At 36.6% G+C, this 22,319-nt stretch carries 25 protein-coding genes and 2 tRNA genes; 18 read left to right on the top strand and 9 right to left on the bottom strand.

The genetic code is table 11. The features are described 5' to 3' along the window. The first annotated feature begins 184 nt into the window (after nt 1-184). Together KAS42_00215 and KAS42_00210 are read left to right on the top strand one after the other, a co-directional pair. Nucleotides 185-256: transfer RNA gene (locus KAS42_00215), tRNA-Gln, on the top strand. Nucleotides 257-413: 157 nt separating this feature from the next. Further along, nucleotides 414-686 (top strand): GIY-YIG nuclease family protein, encoded by a 273-nt coding sequence (locus tag KAS42_00210; protein ID MCK4904658.1) that lies wholly within the window; start codon nt 414-416, stop codon nt 684-686. 21 nt (nt 687-707) lie between these two features. Here KAS42_00210 and KAS42_00205 read toward each other — a convergent pair whose 3' ends face one another. Both KAS42_00205 and KAS42_00200 read right to left on the bottom strand, forming a co-directional pair. Continuing rightward, entirely contained in the window at nt 708-1,103 is a 396-nt protein-coding gene (locus KAS42_00205) for a secondary thiamine-phosphate synthase enzyme YjbQ (protein ID MCK4904657.1), read from the bottom strand. Beyond that, nucleotides 1,103-1,330, bottom strand: coding sequence for a hypothetical protein (locus KAS42_00200; GenBank protein MCK4904656.1), 228 nt, complete (start codon nt 1,328-1,330; stop codon nt 1,103-1,105). The genes KAS42_00205 and KAS42_00200 overlap by 1 nt, the downstream gene beginning before the upstream one ends. A 153-nt stretch (nt 1,331-1,483) precedes the next feature. Between KAS42_00200 and KAS42_00195 the strand changes: the two genes are divergently transcribed. The 15 genes from KAS42_00195 (at nt 1,484) to KAS42_00125 (ending at nt 14,337) form a co-directional block, all read left to right on the top strand. Further along, nucleotides 1,484-3,055 (top strand): ComEC/Rec2 family competence protein, encoded by a 1,572-nt coding sequence (locus KAS42_00195; protein MCK4904655.1) that lies wholly within the window; start codon nt 1,484-1,486, stop codon nt 3,053-3,055. Then, the gene (locus KAS42_00190) at nt 3,042-4,043 is read left to right on the top strand and encodes a DUF1669 domain-containing protein (GenBank protein MCK4904654.1); all 1,002 of its coding nucleotides are present in this window, start codon (nt 3,042-3,044) and stop codon (nt 4,041-4,043) included. The genes KAS42_00195 and KAS42_00190 overlap by 14 nt, the downstream gene beginning before the upstream one ends. A 70-nt stretch (nt 4,044-4,113) precedes the next feature. Then, on the top strand, nt 4,114-4,728 hold the full coding sequence (nadD, locus tag KAS42_00185; protein ID MCK4904653.1) for a nicotinate-nucleotide adenylyltransferase: 615 nt from the start codon (nt 4,114-4,116) through the stop codon (nt 4,726-4,728). A gap of 39 nt (nt 4,729-4,767) precedes the next feature. After that, nucleotides 4,768-4,840 (top strand) — tRNA-Ala (locus KAS42_00180). An 85-nt stretch (nt 4,841-4,925) separates the two neighbouring features. Beyond that, entirely contained in the window at nt 4,926-5,222 is a 297-nt protein-coding gene (gene raiA, locus KAS42_00175; GenBank protein MCK4904652.1) for a ribosome-associated translation inhibitor RaiA, read from the top strand. 4 nt (nt 5,223-5,226) lie between these two features. Further along, on the top strand, nt 5,227-5,703 hold the full coding sequence (locus KAS42_00170) for a PTS sugar transporter subunit IIA (GenBank protein MCK4904651.1): 477 nt from the start codon (nt 5,227-5,229) through the stop codon (nt 5,701-5,703). Beyond that, complete coding sequence (locus tag KAS42_00165) at nt 5,700-6,461, top strand: triose-phosphate isomerase (protein ID MCK4904650.1); 762 nt, start codon at nt 5,700-5,702, stop codon at nt 6,459-6,461. The genes KAS42_00170 and KAS42_00165 overlap by 4 nt, the downstream gene beginning before the upstream one ends. 63 nt (nt 6,462-6,524) lie before the next feature. Further along, nucleotides 6,525-7,604, top strand: a complete 1,080-nt coding sequence (locus KAS42_00160; GenBank protein ID MCK4904649.1) for a hypothetical protein — start codon at nt 6,525-6,527, stop codon at nt 7,602-7,604. A 98-nt stretch (nt 7,605-7,702) separates the two neighbouring features. Next, nucleotides 7,703-8,089: a PTS sugar transporter subunit IIA gene (locus KAS42_00155; GenBank protein MCK4904648.1), complete on the top strand. Its 387-nt coding sequence runs from the start codon at nt 7,703-7,705 to the stop codon at nt 8,087-8,089. Nucleotides 8,090-8,099: 10 nt separating this feature from the next. After that, complete coding sequence (locus KAS42_00150) at nt 8,100-8,363, top strand: HPr family phosphocarrier protein (GenBank protein ID MCK4904647.1); 264 nt, start codon at nt 8,100-8,102, stop codon at nt 8,361-8,363. After that, nucleotides 8,363-10,105, top strand: a complete 1,743-nt coding sequence (ptsP, locus tag KAS42_00145) for a phosphoenolpyruvate--protein phosphotransferase (GenBank protein ID MCK4904646.1) — start codon at nt 8,363-8,365, stop codon at nt 10,103-10,105. The genes KAS42_00150 and ptsP overlap by 1 nt, the downstream gene beginning before the upstream one ends. Nucleotides 10,106-10,129: 24 nt before the next feature. Then, a complete protein-coding gene (locus KAS42_00140) occupies nt 10,130-11,194 on the top strand; it encodes a bifunctional phosphoglucose/phosphomannose isomerase (GenBank protein ID MCK4904645.1) in 1,065 nt (354 codons plus the stop codon). Between the two features lie 24 nt (nt 11,195-11,218). Beyond that, nucleotides 11,219-11,965: a nucleotidyltransferase family protein gene (locus KAS42_00135; protein MCK4904644.1), complete on the top strand. Its 747-nt coding sequence runs from the start codon at nt 11,219-11,221 to the stop codon at nt 11,963-11,965. A 25-nt stretch (nt 11,966-11,990) separates the two neighbouring features. Next, the gene (metK, locus tag KAS42_00130; protein ID MCK4904643.1) at nt 11,991-13,160 is read left to right on the top strand and encodes a methionine adenosyltransferase; all 1,170 of its coding nucleotides are present in this window, start codon (nt 11,991-11,993) and stop codon (nt 13,158-13,160) included. 16 nt (nt 13,161-13,176) lie between these two features. Continuing rightward, nucleotides 13,177-14,337 (top strand): GuaB3 family IMP dehydrogenase-related protein, encoded by a 1,161-nt coding sequence (locus KAS42_00125; GenBank protein MCK4904642.1) that lies wholly within the window; start codon nt 13,177-13,179, stop codon nt 14,335-14,337. A 405-nt stretch (nt 14,338-14,742) separates the two neighbouring features. Here the strand turns inward: KAS42_00125 and KAS42_00120 are convergent, their stop codons facing one another. Both KAS42_00120 and coaD read right to left on the bottom strand, forming a co-directional pair. Continuing rightward, the gene (locus tag KAS42_00120; protein MCK4904641.1) at nt 14,743-15,396 is read right to left on the bottom strand and encodes a type II secretion system protein; all 654 of its coding nucleotides are present in this window, start codon (nt 15,394-15,396) and stop codon (nt 14,743-14,745) included. A gap of 11 nt (nt 15,397-15,407) precedes the next feature. Beyond that, nucleotides 15,408-15,899, bottom strand: coding sequence for a pantetheine-phosphate adenylyltransferase (gene coaD, locus KAS42_00115; protein MCK4904640.1), 492 nt, complete (start codon nt 15,897-15,899; stop codon nt 15,408-15,410). 286 nt (nt 15,900-16,185) lie between these two features. Between coaD and KAS42_00110 the strand changes: the two genes are divergently transcribed. Further along, nucleotides 16,186-16,893: a ribulose-phosphate 3-epimerase gene (locus KAS42_00110; GenBank protein ID MCK4904639.1), complete on the top strand. Its 708-nt coding sequence runs from the start codon at nt 16,186-16,188 to the stop codon at nt 16,891-16,893. A 115-nt stretch (nt 16,894-17,008) separates the two neighbouring features. On the opposite strand, the gene dtd is transcribed toward KAS42_00110, so the two are convergent. From dtd to KAS42_00085, 5 genes are all read right to left on the bottom strand, one after another. Beyond that, nucleotides 17,009-17,458 (bottom strand): D-tyrosyl-tRNA(Tyr) deacylase, encoded by a 450-nt coding sequence (gene dtd, locus KAS42_00105; GenBank protein ID MCK4904638.1) that lies wholly within the window; start codon nt 17,456-17,458, stop codon nt 17,009-17,011. Continuing rightward, nucleotides 17,455-17,673, bottom strand: coding sequence for a DUF167 domain-containing protein (locus KAS42_00100; protein MCK4904637.1), 219 nt, complete (start codon nt 17,671-17,673; stop codon nt 17,455-17,457). The genes dtd and KAS42_00100 overlap by 4 nt, the downstream gene beginning before the upstream one ends. Nucleotides 17,674-17,688: 15 nt before the next feature. Continuing rightward, on the bottom strand, nt 17,689-18,156 hold the full coding sequence (locus KAS42_00095) for a hypothetical protein (GenBank protein MCK4904636.1): 468 nt from the start codon (nt 18,154-18,156) through the stop codon (nt 17,689-17,691). 381 nt (nt 18,157-18,537) lie between these two features. Next, the gene (locus KAS42_00090) at nt 18,538-21,276 is read right to left on the bottom strand and encodes a DUF559 domain-containing protein (GenBank protein MCK4904635.1); all 2,739 of its coding nucleotides are present in this window, start codon (nt 21,274-21,276) and stop codon (nt 18,538-18,540) included. Nucleotides 21,277-21,430: 154 nt separating this feature from the next. Then, nucleotides 21,431-22,285: a Bro-N domain-containing protein gene (locus KAS42_00085; GenBank protein ID MCK4904634.1), complete on the bottom strand. Its 855-nt coding sequence runs from the start codon at nt 22,283-22,285 to the stop codon at nt 21,431-21,433. Nucleotides 22,286-22,319 lie beyond the last annotated feature (34 nt).

Below are 22,319 nucleotides of genomic sequence, written 5' to 3'. Positions count from 1 at the left end.
TAGTCCAATATATTGCCCGGTAGTGCCATGAACTACGTAGAGTTCATGGTGGTGAACCCTACGTGGTTCACCATAATCGGCAAACCTAATATAAGTGTTTGCTAAAATGCATTAGGTTTAAATTTTTGGGAACAAAATAGACAAAAGATTTTAATACTGAAGTTAAGAGAATAGTCCAATATATTGCCCGGTAGTGTAATCGGTAACACACCAGCTTTTGGAGCTGGCTTTCCTGGTTCGAGTCCAGGCTGGGCAGCTCAATTTTGTGTAACAAAATTTATCCCGAAACGTGCGAAGTAAATTGTGAAGCGAAGCGACAGAATTTACGAGTGTTTACGCAAGGGACTGCTTTAGGGGTTCACGGCCCTAAATCCTATGTGGTTTGGGGCCATCCCCTAAATATATTAATAAGCATGTTCTACGTATATGTTTTGTTGAGTTTAAAGGATAATAATTTTTACATTGGTTTTAGTGAAAACCTCAAAAAACGCATAAAAGACCATAACTCGGGGCGCAACACGAGTACTAAAATAAGAAGGCCATTAGAACTTGTGTATTATGAAGCACATTTAAGTAAAGAGGACGCATTGCGTCGTGAGGAATATTTTAAAACTTCAAAAGGCAAATCAACATTGAGACAGATGTTGAGAATAACTCTTTCATCGCAGAAATCGAAAACTATATAATACTTTACGCAAGGGACTGCTTTAGTCGCTAGTCTTCACCCACACTTCTCTTTTTCTTGGACCGTCAAATTCACAGAAGTAAATTCCCTGCCATGTGCCGAGTTTTAGTCGTCCGTTTTGGATTATTATCTGTCTTGACGAACCGATAAGGGATGATTTTATGTGCGCGTGGGAATTGCCTTCCATATGCGAATAGTTGCCTCTTGGCGGGATTATCTTATCCAGGTGAGAAATTATATCTTCTACAACCGAAGGGTCGGCGTTTTCGTTTATTGTAACTGCTGCGGTTGTGTGCGGGATAAATACGGTTACTACGCCCTCTTTTATTCCTGATGCCTTTACTTTATTCTCAACTAACGATGTAATATCTATAAATTCTTCTGGTGATTTCGTGCTTATATTTATTGTTACAAACATTATTCTTTCTTTTCTCTCCAGTCCGCTATTTTTACTTCTCTCTTGTAAAGCTCGCAGTTTTTAAATTGACCCGCACAGTAATTTTTGATGTACTCCGGGTCGTAAACGTTTCCTTTGAGTAAACATTTAACCGCTTCTCTTTCTGTTTTCTGAACACCTATAGTTCTATAATTATAAAATCTGCCATAAGTACAACAATTCTCTCTTTTTTCCGGTTCTACAAACATTTGTATAGATCCTCCGTTTAATTGTGGACTTGGAATATATCATAGATTGACAATGCTCTCAAGCTTTTATTAAATTTGCTTTTTCTGCTGTTAAGAGTTTTGTTAAAATGCTTTCTGATAAGTAAAAAATAAAAACCCAATCCCTAAAAAACATTGATTCAAATTCCGAGTTTAGTCCAAGTAGCTCTGATTTACATCTTGGGGATTATAATAGGGGCATATATACCTAATACTTTCCCTGTTCTAATCTGTTTGTTGTCGGTATTTTTTCTGCTGTTAAGTGGTTTTTTTGCCCTTAAAAAATATTTCCTGATACGACCTTTAATTTTGTATGCATCCCTCTTATTGTTTTCTATCTTTTATACGAACAGTTGTTTTTTTGTAGCCGATTCTGCCATAGAAAAAGCTAAAAACAAATCGGTTATATTAACAGGATTAATTATTTCGGAACCGGAAATAAAAAAATGGCAGACGAATTTTGTAATTAAAATAGATACTATTAAATTTCCAGATTCAGCTAAACAAGAAGTTGACCTGGAGGATTGTCATGTTCTTGTGAGAGCCAAATCTTCCAAAAAAGATATTTTCTACGGCGAAAAATATAAATTTTATGGAGTTTTACGTATTCCTGAAGATGAGGGATTTAGAAATTATCTTAAAAGACAAAAAATTTCCGCGACTATTAATGTCAACGATAGGAAAAGGCTTCAGTTTCTTGGCGAAGGCAAAGCAAATCCGTTTATCAAGGGAACCTTAAAATTAAAGCGGATATTAGCAAATAATTTGCAGGCATATGTTTCGCCGAATTATTCTCCCTTGTTGGGAGCAATGATGTTTAAGTCAGGCGCTATTCCGCGACAGATCCGGGAAATGTTTGCCAAAATCGGCGTTGCTCATGTTCTTGCAATCTCAGGGCTTCATGTTGTGATAATAAGCGGTGTTTTCCTGATCATTTTCAAATTATTAAACATTCCCAAAAGAATTTCCTTTAGTTTCACTTTTATTCTAATTATAATCTACGTTTTTATTACAGGGTTAAAAGTTCCGGTCGTAAGAGCTGGTTTAATGGTGAATCTTTTTCTTTTTGGGTATATAATCCGCCGCAAGACGGATGTATTCATAACTTTGGCGACGGCTTGTTTTTTAATTCTTTTGTGGAATCCGTATTCTCTTTTTGAAGCGGGATTCCAGCTATCTTTTATCACCGTTTTAAGTATTGTTTTAATAACTCCGCGGCTTGAGAATCTTCTTAACCTGCCCGTTGTTCTTTACCGGAAGCAAAAAGGAAGACAACCGATTTGGCCGTTGTCGTTTTTTAGAAATTCGCTTTTAATTACTTTAAAGATATTTCTTGTTTCGGTCGCGGCCTGGTTGGGAAGTCTTGCTTTAGTGGTATATTATTTCGGATACATATCTTGGATAGGTCCCGTCAGCAATTTATTTGTAATTCCTCTTGTAACTTTAATTTTAGCAAGCGGATTTGTTCTGTTGCTCTCGATATTGGTTTTCCCTTTTTCATCCCCTTTCTTCGCAGCTGTGGTAAATTTCCTATTGTTTTTATTATTAAAAATATCCGAAATAATGTCGTCATGGTCTTTTGTGCAAAGCGAAATTCCTAAACTTGATGTGAAAATGGTATTTATATATTATCTCGCACTTTCTTTGTTTATATATTATCCAAAAGTAAAGGAATTAATAAAAGGATTTAAAAATGGCAGTCTATAGAAAAGTTTTACTAATTTTATTAATCATAGCAACAGTAGTTTTTTCTTCCGATTCTTTATTTGGACAAAATGCAGATGATTCTTCTTATATCAAAATATTTTTTGCTGATTCCATAAACCTAAACAATAAACTTAGCGAATATATTGATAATGCTAACGAGAGCATAAATGCGTGTTTTTACGCAATAAAAAGCGAAGAAGTAGCTTTTTCCCTGATAAAAGCGTATCTGAGAGGAGTGCCAGTCCAAATAGTGATGGATGAGAGCAGGCTATTTGAAGGCGGGTCGTTTTATCCTCAACTTAAGAATTTTGGTATCGTGAAAAAAGATACCATAACAGGTGGTCTAATGCACAATAAATTCTGTGTTATAGATGAGAAATTAGTCTGGACGGGCTCTTATAATCCCAACGTTTACGCTGTTTATGCAAACAATGATTCTGTGGTAATCGAATCAAAGCAGTTAGCCAAACTCTATATAGAAGAATTTGAAAAACTATGGAAAGGGATTAGAAGCACGCCTTCAGCGAAACGCGGAAACGAGATTTATCTTAATGAAAACGAGACAATAGAAGTTTATTTTACTCCCGAAAACGGCGAGGTTTCGTTGGCGAGAATAAAGAAACTTCTACAAAACGCAAAAACCGGCATATATTTTGCGCAATTTACTCTGACTCATCCCGATATAGCGGATATTTTGATAGAAAAAGCAAACAGAGGAATCGAGGTAAGAGGTATTATGGAACATGACCAAATCGGCGCTTACAGCAAATATCCCCGGCTTGAAATTATGGATATAGATGTAAGAAAAGATAAAAATTATTGTTTTCCGTTTCACCATAAATTTTTTATTATTGACGGCGAAACAGTTATCACTGGTTCCCTAAATGCCACAAAATCAGCTTTTAAAAAAAACAGGGAAAACGTTCTAATAATCCATTCTATCGCATTAGCCCAAGAATATTTACGATATTTTGAGAGTATTAGATAGGAGAACATTTGAAAAAATTAGTGTTTTATCGGAAAATAATCCTACATTAAAAGTGAAGAGGTAAAAAACAATGAAATTAGGTTTATTCGGCGGGACTTTTAATCCAATACATATCGGGCATCTTAAGATAGCCCGTAAGGTGTTGGATGATTTTGGATTGGATAAATTAATTTTTATTCCTTCAGGCAATCCCCCGCATAAGAATGCGGAAGACATTGCAGGTGCCCTTCATCGCATAAAAATGATAGAACTTGCAATTGCCGATGAAGCCTGTCTCGCCTTATTAGGCTCGTCAAGGCGGGAAAGATTTGAGGTGTCGGATATTGAAATCAAAAGAAAAGGCACGTCTTACACGCTGGACACCATAAAACAAATAAAAGAAATTTATGGTAAGGATGCGATTCTTTATTTTATTTCCGGGGCTGATATGGCTTTGGATTTGCCTAACTGGAAAGACCCGTTAAAAATACTTGAACTTTCGCATTTTATAGCGGTACAAAGGCCCAATTTTTCCCTTGAAAAACTTAACGAGGAATATCGCAAAAAAATGATTTTTGTTGAAGGAGTGTCAATTGAGGTGTCTTCTTCGGATATTCGGAAACGAATTAAAGAGGGTAAAACCATAAAAACATTGGTTCCAGAAGTCGTAGAAAAGTATATAAAAGACAATGCCCTGTTCATTTGATTTTTGTTTAAAAATTTAATAAAATACGCTCTTCCAATAGGGGCTGTAGCGCAGTTGGGAGCGCGTCTGAATGGCATTCAGAAGGTCGGGGGTTCGACCCCCCCCAGCTCCACTTTCAACAGATGACAGAGAGATAAATACCCTCCAAAAAGACGGTGGGCAGAGAAAACAGAACACAGAAAGGAAGAGAAGATACGATGGAGACAAAGATAACGCATAAAAAAACGGAAATATCACAGCAATTGAGAGAGCTTATAGAGGAAAAGTGCGCTAAATTGGAAAGATTCATTAAGGTAACAGGGGAAGTGGATATAGTTTTAAAAGAAGAGAAAGAGTATGTGTGTTTCGCCGAAATAAACGTCCCGATAAAAGGCGCTGTTATTCATGCAGAAGCAGAGGCAGGAGACATTCTTTCTTCTTTTGAGGAAGCATTGAGCAAAGCAGAAAAGCAGGTAAAAAAATATCGGGATAAAATAACAAAACATAAGGACTAAAAATATGATAATAAAAGACCATCTTAATATTAAAGCTATATCTGTAAATTTGAAAGCGGACACGAAAGAAAAAGCATTGCAGGAATTAACGGAACTTTTGCTGACTTCAAACGAAATACAGGAAAAAGATAAGTGTGAAATTGTTAAGGTTTTATCGGCAAGGGAATCAATTGGCTCTACGGGTATAGGATATGGCGTTGCCATTCCTCACGGCAAATGCCCTGTTGCTGAAAGTGTAATGCTGGCAATTGGTTATTCTAAAAAAGGAATAGAGTTTGATTCAATTGATGGCAAGCCTGTCCATTTATTTTTCTTGCTTGTGAGTTCTCCGGAACATGGTCAGTTGCACCTTAAAGTTTTAGCGCGATTATCTCGCTTTTTAAAAGATAAGATTTTCAGGGACAGTTTAACTAAGGCTAAAACCTCAGAAGATATCTATAAAGTAATAGAAGATAGAGAAAAAAAGGATAAAGTTCAATGAGAAAAAATATTATTGCAGGTAATTGGAAGATGTATAAAACGACGCAAGAGGCGGTCCAATTAGCTGAAAATTTAAAAAAGAGTCTTGCTCTTGTGCAGGATGTAGAAGTTATTCTATGCCCCACTTATACCTCGCTTTTAAGTGTGCACGAAGTAATCAAAGATAGCCCCATAAAGCTTGGATCTCAGAATATTTATCCCGAAAAAGAAGGAGCATATACCGGAGAAATTTCTCCTGTTATGATAAAAGACGTCGGATGTGAATTTGTGATTATAGGTCATTCTGAAAGAAGGAAATATTTTCACGAAACCGATGAGTTAATAAATAAGAAAATAAAACTTGCCCTAAGCATTGGTCTTACGCCGATAGTTTGTGTCGGGGAAACGCTGGAGGAAAGAGAAAAGGGTGTTGCTGAAGATACAGTTATAAATCAAATTACTAATGGTTTAGTAGGAATTTCACAAGAAGATATGTTGAAAATAATCATAGCGTATGAACCTGTATGGGCTATAGGCACAGGTAAAACAGCTACTCCCGATGTGGCGGATGGAATGCATCTTGTAATAAGAACCCAACTTTCTAAAATTTACTCTTCTGTAGTGAGCGATAGCATTTCTATTCTTTACGGTGGCAGTGTGAAGCCCGACAATGTAGATATTTTGATGAGTCAGGAAAATATTGACGGAGCATTGGTTGGCGGCGCGGCTTTAAATAGCGAAAGTTTCAGCCGTATTGTTCAATTTAAAAAACAACTATGAACTACAGTGGGTTCACAGACCTGAACACCAAGTGGTTTAGTAATAAACAAAGAGGATTAACAGATGTCAAACATATTACAAAATAGGCCGACTTTGAGAACTTTTATATCAAAAGCGGCGATTGATAGAAGCAGAGCAGAGAAAATTCACAGGATGTTTTATCAGAATGGTCCCGGCTATGGAACCTTTCTTGGGCTTCCCTTTGACCAACTGGTAGAACATGGACCAGGTCACGAGTTTAAGTGGGAGCGTTCAGCAAGACCCGAAGCCGTAATTGAATTGGCTAATAAGGGCAATTTTTCTTCGCTGGTTTTGTCTATAGGACAGGCGCAAAAATACCAACACGATATAGCTCCTCACGTTCCTCTAATGGTAAAGTTAGACGGACATTTCTATACAGGAAAAGCAAATGATTTAAACTATCCGCGCCACACGATGTTTGGTTCGGTTGAAGATGCAGTTAAATTAGGCGCAACAGCAGTGGGTTTAACTTTTTATCTTGGTTCCGAAGATATAGGAAATGATGTTGAACGGGTAGCAGAAGTAAGAGATGAAGCTCATAGGTTTGGCCTTCCTCTTGTGTTGTGGAGTTATCCTCGCGGACCGCTTCCTGATACGACACAGGCAAATAGTCTTTTGTGGTGTCATTATGCCGTATCCTCCGCAGAATCTCTCGGAGCGGATATAGTGAAAACCAAATTCCCAAGTGTTGTAGACCCTAGCAAGAGAGAAGCATACGACAACTTTATAACGAAGGAATACATGAAAAAAATTCCTGAAGCAGGCAAATATCTGGAACTAGAACCCAAAAAAGAAACACTGTTTGAATATGAGAAAGAAATGAAAGCTAAAGGCGAAAAACCAAATTATGATTCTTTGTTGACTTATCAACAGCATGTGGAAAGAACAAAGATAGTGATTGGCGCTGGTGAAAGGACTTTAGTCATTTTCTCGGGCGGTTCTAAGGTAAAAGGCGATGCCTCAAAAGCAGTAACCGAGTCCACGAAAATTATAATGGATGCAGGCGGGGAAGGCAGAATCATAGGCAGAAATTTCTGGGGTATTCCCATTTCGGAAGCATTACAGATGTTGGAAACAGCAACGAAAATTATGCAAAAAGAAGAATACAGAAGAGAATTCTAATCGCAACATAGTTCCGATTTTCCATGTGTTTTGCGTTAGGGGAGTTTATAAAAGAAACTTCTTTTTGTACGTGATAAACCGTCTACAAGAAGGATAACATGATAGGTATAGTAATTACCGGGCATGGAAATTTTCCGAAAGGACTTATTTCGACAGCCAGAAAGATTATAGGCGACATTAAAAAGGGAGTTGTGGTAGTTACTACTCGACAGGAAGAAGAACCGGCAAATTTGCGAGAGAGATTGGACAAAGCAGTTGAAAAGGTTTCATCCAAAGATGGTGTTCTGGTTCTTACTGATGTTTTTGGGAGTAGCGCATCTTCAATGTGTATAAATATGCGTAAAGAATATCCCGTAAGAGTGGTAACAGGGATGAATTTACCGATGATTTTCACATTGGCAACATATCGTAATTCCGCATTTAACATTGGCGATTTGGCTTCAAAGTTGGAAAAAATTGGCAAAAAATCGATAACAAAATGGTAGGTAAAGAATAATGATAGAAAAAAACTTAAAGATTAAACATAAATGGGGGATGCACGCCCGACCTGCCGGTAAATTTATTAGATTGACGGCTAACTTTAGTTCTGAAATTTTTTTAGAAAAGGACGGAGAAAAAGCCAACGGTAAAAGCATACTTGAAATATTGTCGTTAGCTTTGGAGTATGGTTCATCAGTAAAAATTGTAGTCAACGGCAAAGACGAAAATGACGCTTTAAAGACAATAGAAGATTTCCTTTCACAAGAAGAGGAAGAATAATGCTTATAAAAGGTGTTCCCGCTTCCCCCGGCATAGTAGCAGGCAAGGCGTTTGTTTTAAAATCAGAGGCTCTTGCAATTCCAAAGTATAAAATTTCCCAGAAAGAAATTACTTTAGAAATCAAACGGTATATGGACGCGTTAGCTCTAACGCGAAAAGAATTAGCGGGGATACAGAAAAAAGTAGAAACAGAATTGAGGGAATCCTATCCCGATATTTTCTCAGCGCATCTTTTAATATTAGATGATCCCACATTAAGAGAAAAAACTATAAAAATCATAGAAGAAAATAATATAAATGCAGAGTATGCAGTTGCGCAAGTTTTGGAAAAAATCGGAAAAACTTTTTCTAACATTGCAGATAATTATCTTAGAGAAAGAGCGCAAGATTTCAAAGATGTCGGAAGAAGAATTCTAAAAAATCTTTTAGGGAAAAAAGAAAAAACTTTGGCGAATTTAAATGATAAAGTTATCATTATTGCTCACGATCTTTCCCCCTCGGAAACAGCGCAGATGGACAAGGAAAACGTGTTGGGGTTTGCCACAGATGTTGGCGGCAGGACATCTCACACTGCTATTATGGCCCGTTCTCTAACTATCCCGGCTGTGGTTGGATTGGGAGATATCACTCAAAAGGTAGAAAATGGAAAAAATATTATTATTGACGGTCATGAGGGAGTTATAGTTACCAATCCTCAGAAAAGCACTTTGGCGCGCTATCTTAAGAAAAGAAAACTATTGGCTGTTTTAGAAAAGAAATTAAATAAACTAAAAAAAGCCCCTGCTCAAACAACTGACGGACATAGAATTTCGTTAATGGCTAATATTGAAATGCCCAAAGAAGTAGACCTGCTGGAAAGATACGGATCAGAGGGCGTCGGCCTGTATAGAACGGAATTTTTCTTCCTTAACCGGGGGGATATACCTTCGGAAGAAGAACAATTCCAGGCATATAAATATGTAGCCGAAAGAATTTATCCCCTTCCCGTGGTAATAAGAACTCTGGACTTGGGCGGAGATAAATTCGCTTCCATATTAGAAACGCCGAAAGAAATCAATCCTTTCTTAGGATGGAGGGCAATAAGATTCTGTTTAGCCAGACCGGATATATTCAAAACACAACTGCGAGCGATTCTTAGAGCTTCTATGTATGGAAAAGTTTCTATTATGTATCCATTGATTTCCGCGCTCCAGGAGTTAAGGCAAGCAAATAAAATTTTGGAAGAAGTAAAAAGAGAACTCAAAAAAGATAAAAAAGAATTTTCCAAAGATATAAAAGTTGGAGCAATGATAGAAACACCTTCGGCCGCAATAACTGCCGATTTACTTGCAGGAGAAGTGAATTTTTTTTCTATAGGAACAAATGACCTTATTCAATATGCTATGGCGGTAGACAGGATAAATGAAAAGATAGCTTATTTATATCAACCCGCTTCACCTGCAGTTTTGCGGTTTATAAAACATATAATAGATTGCGGTCATCGTAAAGGGATAAAAATAGCAGTATGTGGCGAAATAGCCGGAGATATAAATTTAACTTTAATGCTTTTGGGTTTAGGAGTCGACGAGCTTTCTATGGGACCGGTTGCCATTCCTGAGGTAAAGCAGATAATTCGTTCTGTTAGCATAGAAGAAGCAAGAAAGATTGCCGAGAAAGCTATGTCGTTTGATTCCACCGAAAAAGTTGTCAATTATTTAAAATCTGTGAAAGAGTCGTTGAAGCTCTTATATAAAAAATCATAACAATAGATACAAGGAAGGAGAAATATGAACAACGTAGATGATACAAAAACAATAGAGACATTTGATAAATTCAATATGAGAAAACTTCTCCATGAATTTCCCTATCAGGGGGAGAAAATGATTGAGTTAATGAAAAACGTAAATATTCCCCCGGAATATAAAAATGTAAAAAATATTATCGTTTCAGGGCTTGGCGGCTCAAGTGTCGGAGGTGATTTACTGAAAAACTTTCTAAGGGATAAAATCAATTTACCGTTAATGGTAAATAGAAGCTATACTCTCCCGCAATGGGTCGGTGAAGATACATTGCTTATCTGTGTAAGTTATTCAGGCAATACGGAAGAAACATTAAGCGCTTATAAGATAGCGAAGGAAGCAAAAAGTAAAATAATAGTCATAAGTTCTGGCGGAGAGCTTACAGCATTAGCAAAACAGGATGGTTTTGTTTGTATACCGGTGCCGGAAGTTGGGATTTCTCCAAGAGCGGCTTTGGGTTACCTGTTTTTCCCGCAACTTTTGGTTATAAAAATGTTAGGATTTGTCGATATTGAAGACAGCGAGTTTTCCGAAGCTATCCAGACGTTAAAAGATTTAAGGGAAGAAATAGGCATTGACATCCCAAAGGATAAAAATATATCCAAAAAATTAGCAGAGGCAATATATCAGACTATTCCGTTGGTTTATACCACTTCCGATTATTTTGAAGGTGTGGGTGTGAGATGGAAAACGCAGATAAACGAAAACAGCAAAAGTCCTGTTTACTGTGAGCTTTTCTCCGAACTTAATCACAATGAAATAATGGGATGGGAAGGTGGCAAAGAGTTGTTAGGGAAATTCTCTTTGATTCTTTTAAGAGACAAGGGAGAACCGGAAAGAATGCAAAAAAGAATAAATATAACCTTGGCTATTCTTAAAGACAAAGCAAGTCAAATACTGGAAGTGCAGTCAAGGGGAAATAATTTACTTTCGCGCATTCTTTCTCTTGTATACATCGGTGACTATGTTTCTTTTTATCTTGCTATTCTAAACGACGTAGACCCGACAGAGATTAAATCTATTTTGAGTTTAAAAGAAGGTTTGTCCAACTAACAATATACAAATGGAGTAAATATAGTGAAAGCTTTAATTCTTGCTGCCGGTTATGGGACTCGGTTGTATCCGCTTACGCAGTCAACGCCGAAGCCCCTATTGGATGTAAGCGGAAGCCCGGTGGTGGAGTATATTTTGGAAAAAATAGAAGCAATACCCGATATTGAGGAATCCTATATAATAGTCAATCAGAAATTCTATTCCAAGTTTGAGGAATGGAAGAAAAACTATAAATCTAAAAAACCGATTACATTGATAAATAACGGCACAACTGATGACAGCAATAGGATGGGAGCGATAAAGGATATGGAACTTGCGATTAGAGAAGAAAAAATAAATGACAATCTTCTGGTCATAGCAGGGGACAATCTCTTAGATTTCGATTTGCAGAAATTTCACGATTTCTGTAAACGGAAGAAATCTTTTTGTATAGGCCTTTTCAGAATTGATAACCTGTCTCTGGTTCATAAATACAGCAATGTTAAATTGGATTCCGACCATAGAATAACAGATTTTGTGGAAAAGCCACAGAAAGCGTTATCTAACCTGATAGCAATTTGTCTCTACGTGTTCCCGAGAGAGGGGCTTAAATTAATAAAGAAGTATCTTGATGAAGAAAACAATCCCGATACTCCGGGGTATTTCATGCAATGGTTGGTTGCAAAAGAGAAGGTCTATGGCTATGAATTCTCCGGCAAATGGTTAGATATAGGAGATATGAATTCGTATAATAAGGCAAAGGAAGAATTTAAGTCTATTTCAAATTCTTAAGAATCTTCAATAAAGGAGTTGTAATATGAAAAAAGGGGATTTTTTACTGACTTCCGAGTCGGTTACAGAAGGGCATCCTGACAAAGTTTGCGACCAGATTTCCGACGCAGTTTTAGATGAAGTGATAAAACAGGACAAAATGGGACGTGTTGCTTGCGAAACCTTTATAACTGTTGGACTTGTAATAGTTGGCGGAGAAATAACGACTACAGGATATGTGAACCTTAATAGTCTCGTGCGTGGAGTTTTAAAAGACATAGGTTATACGGATTCTAAATATGGTTTTAATTACGAAAACTGTGGGATATTAAATGCCATAGGTATGCAATCGCCGGATATTGCGATGGGCGTAGACAAGGGTGGTGCCGGTGACCAGGGAGCAATGATTGGATATGCCTGCAATGAAAGCAAAGAATTAATGCCGCTACCTATTATGCTCGCTCACAAATTAACTTTAAGATTAGCAGAGGTGCGTAAAAAGAAGATACTTGGTTTTATAGGACCGGATGGCAAGAGTCAGGTCACGGTGCAATATAAAAACGGCAAACCTGTTGCGGTTAAAAGAGTAGTTATAGCCACGCAACATACCGAAGAAATCTTAGATAAATCAGGACAAAAAATTACTAATGCTTCTAAGGAGAAAATAAAGAAAGAAGTTATTATCCCTGTCCTCGGTAAGCTTTATAACTCCAAGGAAACAATATGTTCAATAAACGAAACTGGTAAATTTGTTATCGGCGGACCTCAATCAGATACGGGTATGACGGGTAGAAAACTGATTGTTGATACATACGGAGCAAATATCCCGCATGGCGGTGGAGCTTTTTCCGGCAAAGATTCGACGAAAGTTGACCGTTCTGCGGCTTATATGGCAAGATACTTGGCTAAAAATATTGTTGCGGGCAAATTGGCGCAAGAATGCATGATTCAACTTGCGTATGTTATAGGTTTAAGAGAACCTGTTTCTGTTTTTGTAGATACAAAAGGAACAGGTAAAATTTCGGATGAAAAAATAACGAAAATAATCCGCGATAATTTTAATCTTTCCCCAAGTGAAATAATCGATTATCTAAAACTACGCAGACCAATTTTCAGAAAGACCGCTACATATGGGCATTTTGGTAGAAACGATAAAGATTTTACTTGGGAAAAGACAGATAAAGCTAAATTATTTGCAAGTAAAATTAAAAATTAAAAAAGGGGAGGTTTTTATGAGTAATTTTATTGGTGTTAATAAAAAGGCAAGACAAGGCTATGGCTTTGACGAGATTGCTTTGTCTCCCGGCTCTATTACTATAAACCCCGAAGAAGTAGATACTAATTGGCAGATTGGAGATTTTAAATTTGATGTTCCTGTTATAGCAGCCGCAATGGACGGAGTAGTTGACACGAAATTTGCCATAGCAATGGGTAAATTGGGCGGTATTGCAATCCTTAATCTTGAAGGTGTGCAGACCAAATATGAAAACCCCGATAAAGTTATTGAGAAGATTGTTAAAAGTAGCGGGACGGAAGCCACGCGTTTGGTCCAGCGTATATACGAAGAGCCGATAAAAGAGAAGTTAGTGGCAAAAAGAATAAAAGAAATAAAGAAGGCAAATGTTCCGGCTGTTGTCTCCTGTATTCCTCAAAAAGCTCCCACTTTGGGCAAAATTGCCCAAGATGCCGGTGCGGATATATTTGTTGTTCAATCTACCGTACTCACCGCAAAACATATTTCTACAAAGTATAAGCCCGTTGATTTGCAGAAATTCTGTAGCCAGATGAAAATACCTGTGATGCTTGGGAATTGTGTTACTTATGAGGTTGGATTATCACTTATGCAGGCAGGAGCTTCTGCGGTGTTGGTGGGTATTGGACCGGGCGCGGCATGCACTACAAGAGGTGTGTTGGGGATAGGCGTTCCACAGGTGACCGCCATGTGCGATGTTGCTGCAGCAAGAGATTTTTATTATAAAAAAACAAAAAAATATATTCCGGTTATTGCTGATGGAGGCATGAGAACCGGCGGAGACCTTTGCAAAGCCATTGCTTGCGGAGCCGATGCGGCTATTATAGGTTCGATACTTGCAAGAGCTAAAGAATCGCCAGGAAAAGGTCACCACTGGGGAATGGCAACTCCTCATCCTAATCTACCTCGTGGAACCCGCATATATGTAGGAACTACAGGACCTTTAGAAGAGATTATCTTTGGTCCTGCCCGCACTGATGATGGTTCGCAGAATCTTGTTGGCGCGCTTCAAACATCTATGGGCAATTTAGGAGCAAAAAACATAAAAGAAATGCACAAGGTGGAAATAATAATTGCTCCGTCTATTCAGACAGAAGGGAAACTTTTCCAGCGTGTCCAAAGAGTTGGAATGGGGAAATAAACAACTTTTAATTTCCAATTACTAATATCCAATTCCTAATTAAATATTCATTGGGAATTGTCTGTCTGCTCCGATGTCACGTCGGAAAGGTAGAGGATATTAGAAAATAGGGAAGTGATATAACAATTTGAACCCTAATACCGAGCTTGTTCTCCTGCCTCGACGATGTCGGGTGGTTCAGGGCAAAAGTCAAATATCAAAATCAAATAAAACTCTCAAAGATTTTTATCAAGAATCAGGCAGAATGTCCCGTATTTAATACGGGAACGGGGATGAAAAAGAGGATGACCATGTTATTCCTGTCCCTGTTCCCCGTTTTCACGAGGACAAGTTTCACAGGGATAAACTCCCCTTTTGTCATCTTTTAATGCCCCGCCCTTTATGGCGGGGTAATTTACTTTTCCTTTATTGTCCGGATAGTTTATCCGCTTCCGAGAAAACATAGTCTTTGTCTTGCGGGGGTATGGTAGATATAGTTAAAAGTCTGTCTGTATTAGAAAAACCTTTGGCATGTCCGTCAAAAAAAACGATATGAACATACTTGCCTTCATGATTTAATAATGGAGGAGTTGCTCCCGATAAGTTATAGTCCATAACTAAAGCTTTATTGCCATCTATACTTCCTGTAAAATTTGGTAGTCCTCCCGATCTTGCCCTGTAAATATAAGCGCTATTTATATCCTGTAAAGAAGGATTTCCCCATAGGGACTGAATCTCTTTAGCATCGTTTGAGTAACTGCTTGACGGGCATACAAAAAGTCCGAAATTACTGCCGAGATATTTTTCCATTAAATATCCCAACCCTATTTCTGAATGTGTAGTGTCTCTTATCATATTGTTGGCTTCTTGTGGACCATAAGTTGGGGGAAGAGTCTCAAAATTATCATTTGCGTATTCATTTAAAGCAAGTCCGAACTGCTTCAAATTATTAATACAAGTTACCCTTCTCGCTCCTTCTCTTGCTCTGCTTAAAGCAGGCATTAAAATACCTGCGAGAATTCCCATGATTGCAACAACAACCAAAAGCTCGATTAATGTGAAGCCGTGTTTTCTATCCATTTTAACCTCCGCTAGTTTTTACCTTTTGCTATTTTTTCCTTAAGTTTCCTTTCGACAATTGACGGAACAAACCCGCTTAAATTAGCTCCCAAAGAAGCCATTTCCTTTATTATCTTGGAACTAAGATAAGAATAATTTTCTGAGGGCATCATAAATATCGTTTCTATATCGTGAGCAAGTTTTCTGTTGGATAAAACCATCTGGAACTCATATTCGAAATCCGATATAGCCCTTATGCCTCTTAATACGATGTTACATTTTTTACTTCTTACATAATCGATAAGAAGCACCTCAAATGAATCGATTTCTATATTATTAATACCCTTTGTTACTTCTTTTAACATATTTATTCTTTCATCGATAGAAAACAAAGGATTTTTATGCGGATTCGAAGCAACTGCAATAATAAGTTCGTCAAATATCCCGACAGCTCTTTTTATAAGGTCTAAATGCCCTAAGGTTATAGGGTCAAAAGTGCCAGGATAAATAACTCTTTTAGTCATGCTTATGTTTTTCCTTACTGAAGAATTCTATCACCATAATAACAACTTGTCCAAACCTATTATAGGCTATCAGGATATCAAGGAATCAGGACACAGTATATTAGGTTATCAGTGTATCAGGGAAATGTTATAAAAACAACCTGATATCCTTTTCTCCTGATATCTACTACGCTCCGTCGCCAAAGCGGCTATGGCGCGTCGGAGACCTGATAATCTGATATTCTGAATCCTAATTTATACTGTTTTATTGTCAATTGATGATTTTATCTTTATAATACACTTGAAAATGGAAAGAAAAATAATTTTTGCAACGTCTATTTTGTCTTCTGATTTTTCCAAATTAAAGGAAGAAATCAAAAAATGCGAAGACGCCGGAGCCGATAGAATACATTTAGATGTGATGGACGGGCATTTCGTTCCCAATCTTACATTTGGCCCTGTAGTTGTGGAATCAATAAAAAAGGTAACATCTCTACCGCTAGATGTTCATTTGATGATTGAAAAACCGTCTAAATATATAAACGATTTTATAAATGCTGGAGCTAGCTTGATTGCTTTTCATGTGGAAGAATATCCGGGCAAAAACTCGCCTGTGCCCAAGGATGGCGTTTACCCTCGCACAACCGTAGACATGGACGAAGATAAACTTCGAGAAACTATTCGCATGATAAAAACAAAAGGAGTAAAAGTTTCTCTTGCTCTAAATCCGCCGACGCCCTTTTTTGCCGAAAATCTTGCAGATGAATTAAACGAAGTTCTTGTAATGACCGTAAATCCGGGCTTTGGAGGTCAAGCTCTAATTACTTCCGCTATTGATAAGATAAGAAATATAAGAAGTATCTTTTCCAAAGATATAAAAGTTGATGGCGGTGTGAATGAGGATACAATTAGTAAAACAACAGATGCTGGAGCAAATGTATTAGTGGTGGGAAGTTACTTTTTTCGCTCAAAAAACCCTAAAGAAGCTCTGCAGAAACTGAAGAATCTCATCTGAACTTAAAAGTAAAAACGCAAAAGTCAAAACCACAATTAAAAATTCAAAAATAACTGTTTTTATTATTTAAATTTTATCTTTTGACTTGTAGTTTTACCTTTTTACTTTTAACTTCTCACTTGTCACATTCACTCTCAAGAATTATCGTTACAGGTCCATCATTTTCTAAGCTGACAACCATATGCTCGCCAAATATTCCAGTTTGCGGAGAAAACCCCTGCCGTTTTAATTTTCCCAAGAACTCCTCAAATAATGCTTTTGCCTCTTTGGGATTTTTCGCTTTCTCAAAGGAAGGTCGTCTTCCGCTATTGGTATTAGCATATAGCGTAAATTGTGGAACTACTAAAAGGTCTTCCTTTATATCTTTTAGGGAGAGATTCATTTTGCCAGCAGTATCTTCAAATATCCTCAAATTTAGAACCTTATCTACCAATTTATCTATATCTTGCAAGGTATCCTTCGCTCCTATTCCTAATAAAAGCAAAAGCCCGCCTTTTATCTTCGCGACTTCTTTATTGTTAACTTCTACTTTTGCGCTTTTGACTCTTTGGATTACAGTTTTCATTTTATCTCGAATAATTTATTTGGCGTTTTAGAACCTCTCACCAATCGTATTTTTTTTATTGGGAGTTTTAAAAACGAAGCAAGCGCTTCAGTTACAGCTTTATTTGCTTGGCCTTGTATCGGTTTTGCTCTTACCTTGACTTGGAAACTATCTTCGGATTTTTGAATAACTTCTTCTTTCTTTGAGTTTGTGGTGACTTTTACTTTAATGAGCATGAGAATTTGCTACAGCTAACTCTGTTCTTCTAATTTTGCTCTAAGGGTTTGTTCCCAACCAAATGCTTTTAAAAGAATTCTTTCGTGTTCTTGAAATCTCCCCATTATTTCATTATTTAATTTTAATCTCTTAAAAGTAACTGGGCTATAAATAACAATTTCATTCTTATTACTCATCTTTTCGTCTAAATCCCAATGAGCTAACGCATTTCTTAATTGTTGAACAAATCTTAAGGAGTTTTTTATTTTTGAATACTGCTTTAACTTTTTGAAATATGGGATTTGCTCGTAGAGCGAGATCTTTTTATCAAAACTGAAATGGGATGTTTCTATAATATAATAAAGAAAATCTGATGCTTGTTGGTTAGTTTTAGGGAAAAAATATGTCCTGAGTTTCCAACCAAGCGCCCTTTCTATTACCGTTGCATCTGAAATAATAGTTCCCCTAAACAAACTTAATTTTTCCCTGATTATTTGATTCATGATTTTTAAATTTTATGATTTGATAAGAATTTGGCGGACTTTGTCCGCCGTAGTCCCGACGAAGTAAGAGCGAAACTCGCCTTTACCCTGCAAAGCAGAGCTTCGGATATTAGGTCTGCCTCCGCTCTTGCGAGCTTCGGCGAAACCAAAACAGAAATTTTTTTAATACATTTTTTTAATTTATTTCTGCCCCCATTTTTTCTTTTAAAAGGAAAAGAAAATTTATCTGTTTTGTGTTTCTCTTAATCAGAGAAAAGCGGAAACGCTCTAATTTTAATCGCAAAAGCGCAAAAATTCCTTCCAAACCCCCTTCCTTTTTGCCCTTTTGCTCCGCCGTCCGTCCGAAAAAAACTGGATTGCTCGCGGAGCGAGCGACTGAAACTATTTTTTAATCTTTTCCAAAATTTCTTTAATCACAAAATCTATTTTTGTGATTATTTGATGATTTGGAAATCTTAATACTTCCCACCCTTCTTTTACAAGATACTCATCTCTCTCGATGTCCTCAATTACTGGTAATCCGTCAATTATATTATGATTCCCAAAACCATCGCATTCAATATTTAATTTTCTTTCTCCCGCCAAGGCAAAATCTAAAGTATATCTTTTCGTAACAAATTTTGGGATGAGTTTATAACCGAGTGATTCAAAATCAATTTTTTGCAATTTTTGATAGAGTAAAAGTTCTGTTGGTGAATCAAAATTGCCAGAAAAATATTGTTCTTCAAATTCTTCCTGTTTTTTAATTTTATCATAAGTTTCTGCAATCTTCCCTAAGATTCCATTTCTCGTATAGCAAAATTGTTTATCTCCAACAATATATAAAAGATATTTTGCTCGTGACAACGCCACATTGAGTATTTGGGGATGAGCGTTATACCAACGATCATTGTTCCCGTTTCCCTTGGAAGAAAGAACTGTAGAAAAAATCATAATATCTTTTTCAGAACCTTGAAACTTGTGAGCTGTAAGTATTTTGACATTATGTTTTTCAATAATATCTTGCGGGGTTGCTTGTGTAATTATGCGATATATTTCTTTTTGTTGCTGTGAGTATGGAGTTACGATTCCTATTGATAAATTTGAATCTTTAATTTCTTTTATAATCCCTTGAAAAACATTATTTACTTGTAATGCTTCATCTCTATTCACCCTACTACCGCTTGGAGGCCTCATTACTGTCCCACTACAATCTTCCCACTTAATCCCTAGAGGCAAACTGCTTGGCCAATTTGAATAGTTAAGATTTGAAGCAATACTTAATTTTCCACTGTAAAATACCTGATTACATAAATCAATTATTTGATCTTCTGACCGATAATGTTTAGCAAGCAAAACAGGCGGTTTGCTTAAACAGGATTCTGCACAGCGATAAAGCGAAACATCATAGTATCTTATTTTTGATGGATATAATTCTTCTTGTTCTTGCAGATTATATGTCTTCGCGATTCCCTTGTCTAAATCTTTAGTAATTCCAGCGATATGTGAAAGTTGCATAGGGTCTCCTACTACAACTACTTTTTTTGCTCTATAAAGAGCGGGAGCGGCGGAGGGTAAATCTATTTGTGATGCTTCGTCAAAAATTACATAATCGAAAATACCAGCTTTTAGGGGAAAAGTTCTATTAAGAGATTTGAGTGTTGATGACCAAATTTTCAACACCTCAAGAGCTTTAGTAAAAGAATGATCGCCTATGTCTTCGTGGAAGCTTGTAGTTTCAACTTCGTGTAAAAAATCTTTTGCCTTATTGGACGCTCCCCATTTGCCAAGCATTTTGTTTGCGTAGATAGATTTTACATATTCTCTTGATAATTTGAAAAAATCTTCTTCTATTCTTTTAATTTCCTTTTCCACATTTATTTTTTGAGGCATTCTTTGCAGTTTCCACAAATAGTATTTAAATTTAAAAAATAAAATTATCCCACTTTTGAGTTTTTTTAATTCATATAATTCATTTACCTTTCCTTCAAGCTCATCAATCTTCAAAAGTAATTTTTTATTGTCTATAATATTTTGCCAAAGAATACCAACTCTTTTTAGTGATATTGTAGTTATATTTCTCTTTTTTTGAGAATCTAAAGAAAGCTCATTAAATTTTTTCGTTAAATCTTGCCTAAGTTCTTTTTTACCTGTACGAAAAAGTAAATTCTGAAAATCACTATTTATTTTTTCGTTAACTACATCAACAGCTTCATTTGTATGACTTACAAATAAAACTTTTTTATCATTCAAAAATAAATTTATAAGTAAATTCATTATAAATTGACTTTTTCCAGTCCCTGGTGGTCCAGTAATTACAGATAGTTTGTTTTCAAACACGCTTTTAAGTGCGCTAATCTGATAGTCATTTAACGGAAACGGCAACACTAATGGATTATTAGAATTGATAGTATTATCAATATGTTCAGTTTGGTTCGTTATAAAAGAAAGTGCTGTTTCTTCCGTATCCGTTCTTGTTTTTAAATTCATCAAGTCCTTAATAAGACTCATATTAAAAAGAGTGTTTTCGCCAACAAAAATTAAACTTTTATTATACAGACCAGCACCCATTATTTTAGAAAGTTTCTCTGTGTTTGTTAATTTTAGAGGATTTATTTCTTCGTTGATCGAAAAATTTGTTTCTTCAAGAAGAATATCCAAACATTTTTTAACGAGTGTTTTTGAATCAGAAATATCTCCTTTAAATATTTTTTCAAATTCTTGATTTATTTCTGCGATTTCTTCTGTTCTCAACCCCATTTTATTTAATGCTTGTATTCCACAATTTGGGACTGGGTCATCTTTGTGTAGAAAAATATTTTGTTCGTCTTCAGTAAAACTTATTTTTGTTACAAAAAGTGGAGCCACACGATTTTCTTGTTTTTTGCTATCAAAATAAAATAAGAGAGGATAGCCGTAATATATTTCCTTATTTTGAACTTTCGAACCTTTTATTAATTTGACTATTTTTTCATCAGTAACTGACACTTCGTTTTCTGATTTGTTAAAAATAAAAGGGTCATAACTAAAAGGATAGAGCGTTGCTTTTGTTCGCACATTTATAGAAATGTCTTTTGCCAAAACATCTTCTTGCTTAATACAGTCAAGCCAATATCCAATAATTTTATTTATCGTACTCATAGTTATTTTATTAAATTCCCAATTGAAACGCCCAGCGCTTTGGCAATTTTTGTCATAAATTTCTATGCTTCACTTAGTTGACGATTAAGTTCTCGCTCAAGTGTCGCTGAAAAATCGCGTATAATCCCCTGCAAAATTTCTCTTATTTCCATATCTATTTTTTTTTATCTAACGGGGTGAACTTCTTTGCCTTGAGCTGTTTCCGGCTTTCCGGCGTTTGCAGGTAATTTTTTGGGGAAACCACGCTCCTACCGATCTCTTTTTCTGTTTGTTTTCGGGCATTTCCGGCAACGCCTCCGCCTCTTTTTGCCACCTTTTTATTTTTTACAAAGGTATCCGGCTTTTCTTGTTGAGAAATTTCGGTTGTCACTCGCTCGCCAAGCATATTGAAAATCAATTCCAAGTCATCCATATGGTCGCGCAAATTTTGCCGTTTCAGTCCTTTTAGTTTTTTATATTCACTCGGTGTCACACCAAAAGCGGCTTTAGAAATTTCGGCGGTCAAAATTTCGTATTCTTTTTGCTCTTTTACACCGCGCTTTTGCCATTCATCTGTAAGTTCTTCGCGGATAGCAATACCGCGCATTCGCTTTTCTATCCAGCTTTCAGAATACCCCTTAAGTTTATAGAGCATCTTGGTTCTTTTGGTTGCCAACTCTGGATCTTCAATTTCTTGCACTCGCTCATAGCCTACTTTTGCCAGCCAACGTTTAAAAGGCTCGGCTTTAGGGGACGGAATGGATTGAATTATGCGAAAAATGCCTTCAGTGTTGGCGCAATTTAACATCTGCGGGCCGCCAGCGGTCGGGACGGAAAGGGGGGTGACAATTTGTCCCCACCCTTTGTTGAGCTCTTCGTTTCTAATCCGAAATTTCTTAATATAGTCCGTAACATTCGGCGTATCAGTAAGCGCCTCCACTACATCATTTACCACAAACCACCACTCATTTTTATACAGGGTCTTCCTAACTTTTTTACCTTTAAATAAAGCGATTTTTGTTGTTCCCATATTTACCCCTCGTTAGATAATCTTTTATTTTAAT

It is taken from the genome of bacterium (genome assembly GCA_023135785.1).
Taxonomy (GTDB): Bacteria; CAIJMQ01; CAIJMQ01; order CAIJMQ01; family CAIJMQ01; genus CAZNJA01.
The sequence above is the reverse complement of the archived record's forward strand: the minus strand, read 5'-3'. Positions and strand labels throughout refer to the sequence as shown.

Excerpts from the sequence above, each read along its gene's own strand:
- KAS42_00160 (MCK4904649.1), top strand. The coding sequence starts at position 6,525 with ATGTCAAACATATTACAAAATAGGCCGACTTTGAGAACTTTTATATCA.
- ptsP (MCK4904646.1), top strand. The coding sequence starts at position 8,363 with ATGCTTATAAAAGGTGTTCCCGCTTCCCCCGGCATAGTAGCAGGCAAG.
- KAS42_00150 (MCK4904647.1), top strand. The coding sequence starts at position 8,100 with ATGATAGAAAAAAACTTAAAGATTAAACATAAATGGGGGATGCACGCC.
- KAS42_00125 (MCK4904642.1), top strand. The coding sequence starts at position 13,177 with ATGAGTAATTTTATTGGTGTTAATAAAAAGGCAAGACAAGGCTATGGC.
- KAS42_00100 (MCK4904637.1), bottom strand. The coding sequence starts at position 17,673 with ATGCTCATTAAAGTAAAAGTCACCACAAACTCAAAGAAAGAAGAAGTT.
- coaD (MCK4904640.1), bottom strand. The coding sequence starts at position 15,899 with ATGACTAAAAGAGTTATTTATCCTGGCACTTTTGACCCTATAACCTTA.
- KAS42_00140 (MCK4904645.1), top strand. The coding sequence starts at position 10,130 with ATGAACAACGTAGATGATACAAAAACAATAGAGACATTTGATAAATTC.
- metK (MCK4904643.1), top strand. The coding sequence starts at position 11,991 with ATGAAAAAAGGGGATTTTTTACTGACTTCCGAGTCGGTTACAGAAGGG.
- KAS42_00210 (MCK4904658.1), top strand. The coding sequence starts at position 414 with ATGTTCTACGTATATGTTTTGTTGAGTTTAAAGGATAATAATTTTTAC.
- KAS42_00095 (MCK4904636.1), bottom strand. The coding sequence starts at position 18,156 with ATGAATCAAATAATCAGGGAAAAATTAAGTTTGTTTAGGGGAACTATT.
- KAS42_00120 (MCK4904641.1), bottom strand. The coding sequence starts at position 15,396 with ATGGATAGAAAACACGGCTTCACATTAATCGAGCTTTTGGTTGTTGTT.
- KAS42_00085 (MCK4904634.1), bottom strand. The coding sequence starts at position 22,285 with ATGGGAACAACAAAAATCGCTTTATTTAAAGGTAAAAAAGTTAGGAAG.
- KAS42_00190 (MCK4904654.1), top strand. The coding sequence starts at position 3,042 with ATGGCAGTCTATAGAAAAGTTTTACTAATTTTATTAATCATAGCAACA.
- KAS42_00165 (MCK4904650.1), top strand. The coding sequence starts at position 5,700 with ATGAGAAAAAATATTATTGCAGGTAATTGGAAGATGTATAAAACGACG.
- KAS42_00205 (MCK4904657.1), bottom strand. The coding sequence starts at position 1,103 with ATGTTTGTAACAATAAATATAAGCACGAAATCACCAGAAGAATTTATA.
- KAS42_00090 (MCK4904635.1), bottom strand. The coding sequence starts at position 21,276 with ATGAGTACGATAAATAAAATTATTGGATATTGGCTTGACTGTATTAAG.
- KAS42_00110 (MCK4904639.1), top strand. The coding sequence starts at position 16,186 with ATGGAAAGAAAAATAATTTTTGCAACGTCTATTTTGTCTTCTGATTTT.
- raiA (MCK4904652.1), top strand. The coding sequence starts at position 4,926 with ATGGAGACAAAGATAACGCATAAAAAAACGGAAATATCACAGCAATTG.
- KAS42_00200 (MCK4904656.1), bottom strand. The coding sequence starts at position 1,330 with ATGTTTGTAGAACCGGAAAAAAGAGAGAATTGTTGTACTTATGGCAGA.
- KAS42_00155 (MCK4904648.1), top strand. The coding sequence starts at position 7,703 with ATGATAGGTATAGTAATTACCGGGCATGGAAATTTTCCGAAAGGACTT.
- dtd (MCK4904638.1), bottom strand. The coding sequence starts at position 17,458 with ATGAAAACTGTAATCCAAAGAGTCAAAAGCGCAAAAGTAGAAGTTAAC.
- nadD (MCK4904653.1), top strand. The coding sequence starts at position 4,114 with ATGAAATTAGGTTTATTCGGCGGGACTTTTAATCCAATACATATCGGG.
- KAS42_00170 (MCK4904651.1), top strand. The coding sequence starts at position 5,227 with ATGATAATAAAAGACCATCTTAATATTAAAGCTATATCTGTAAATTTG.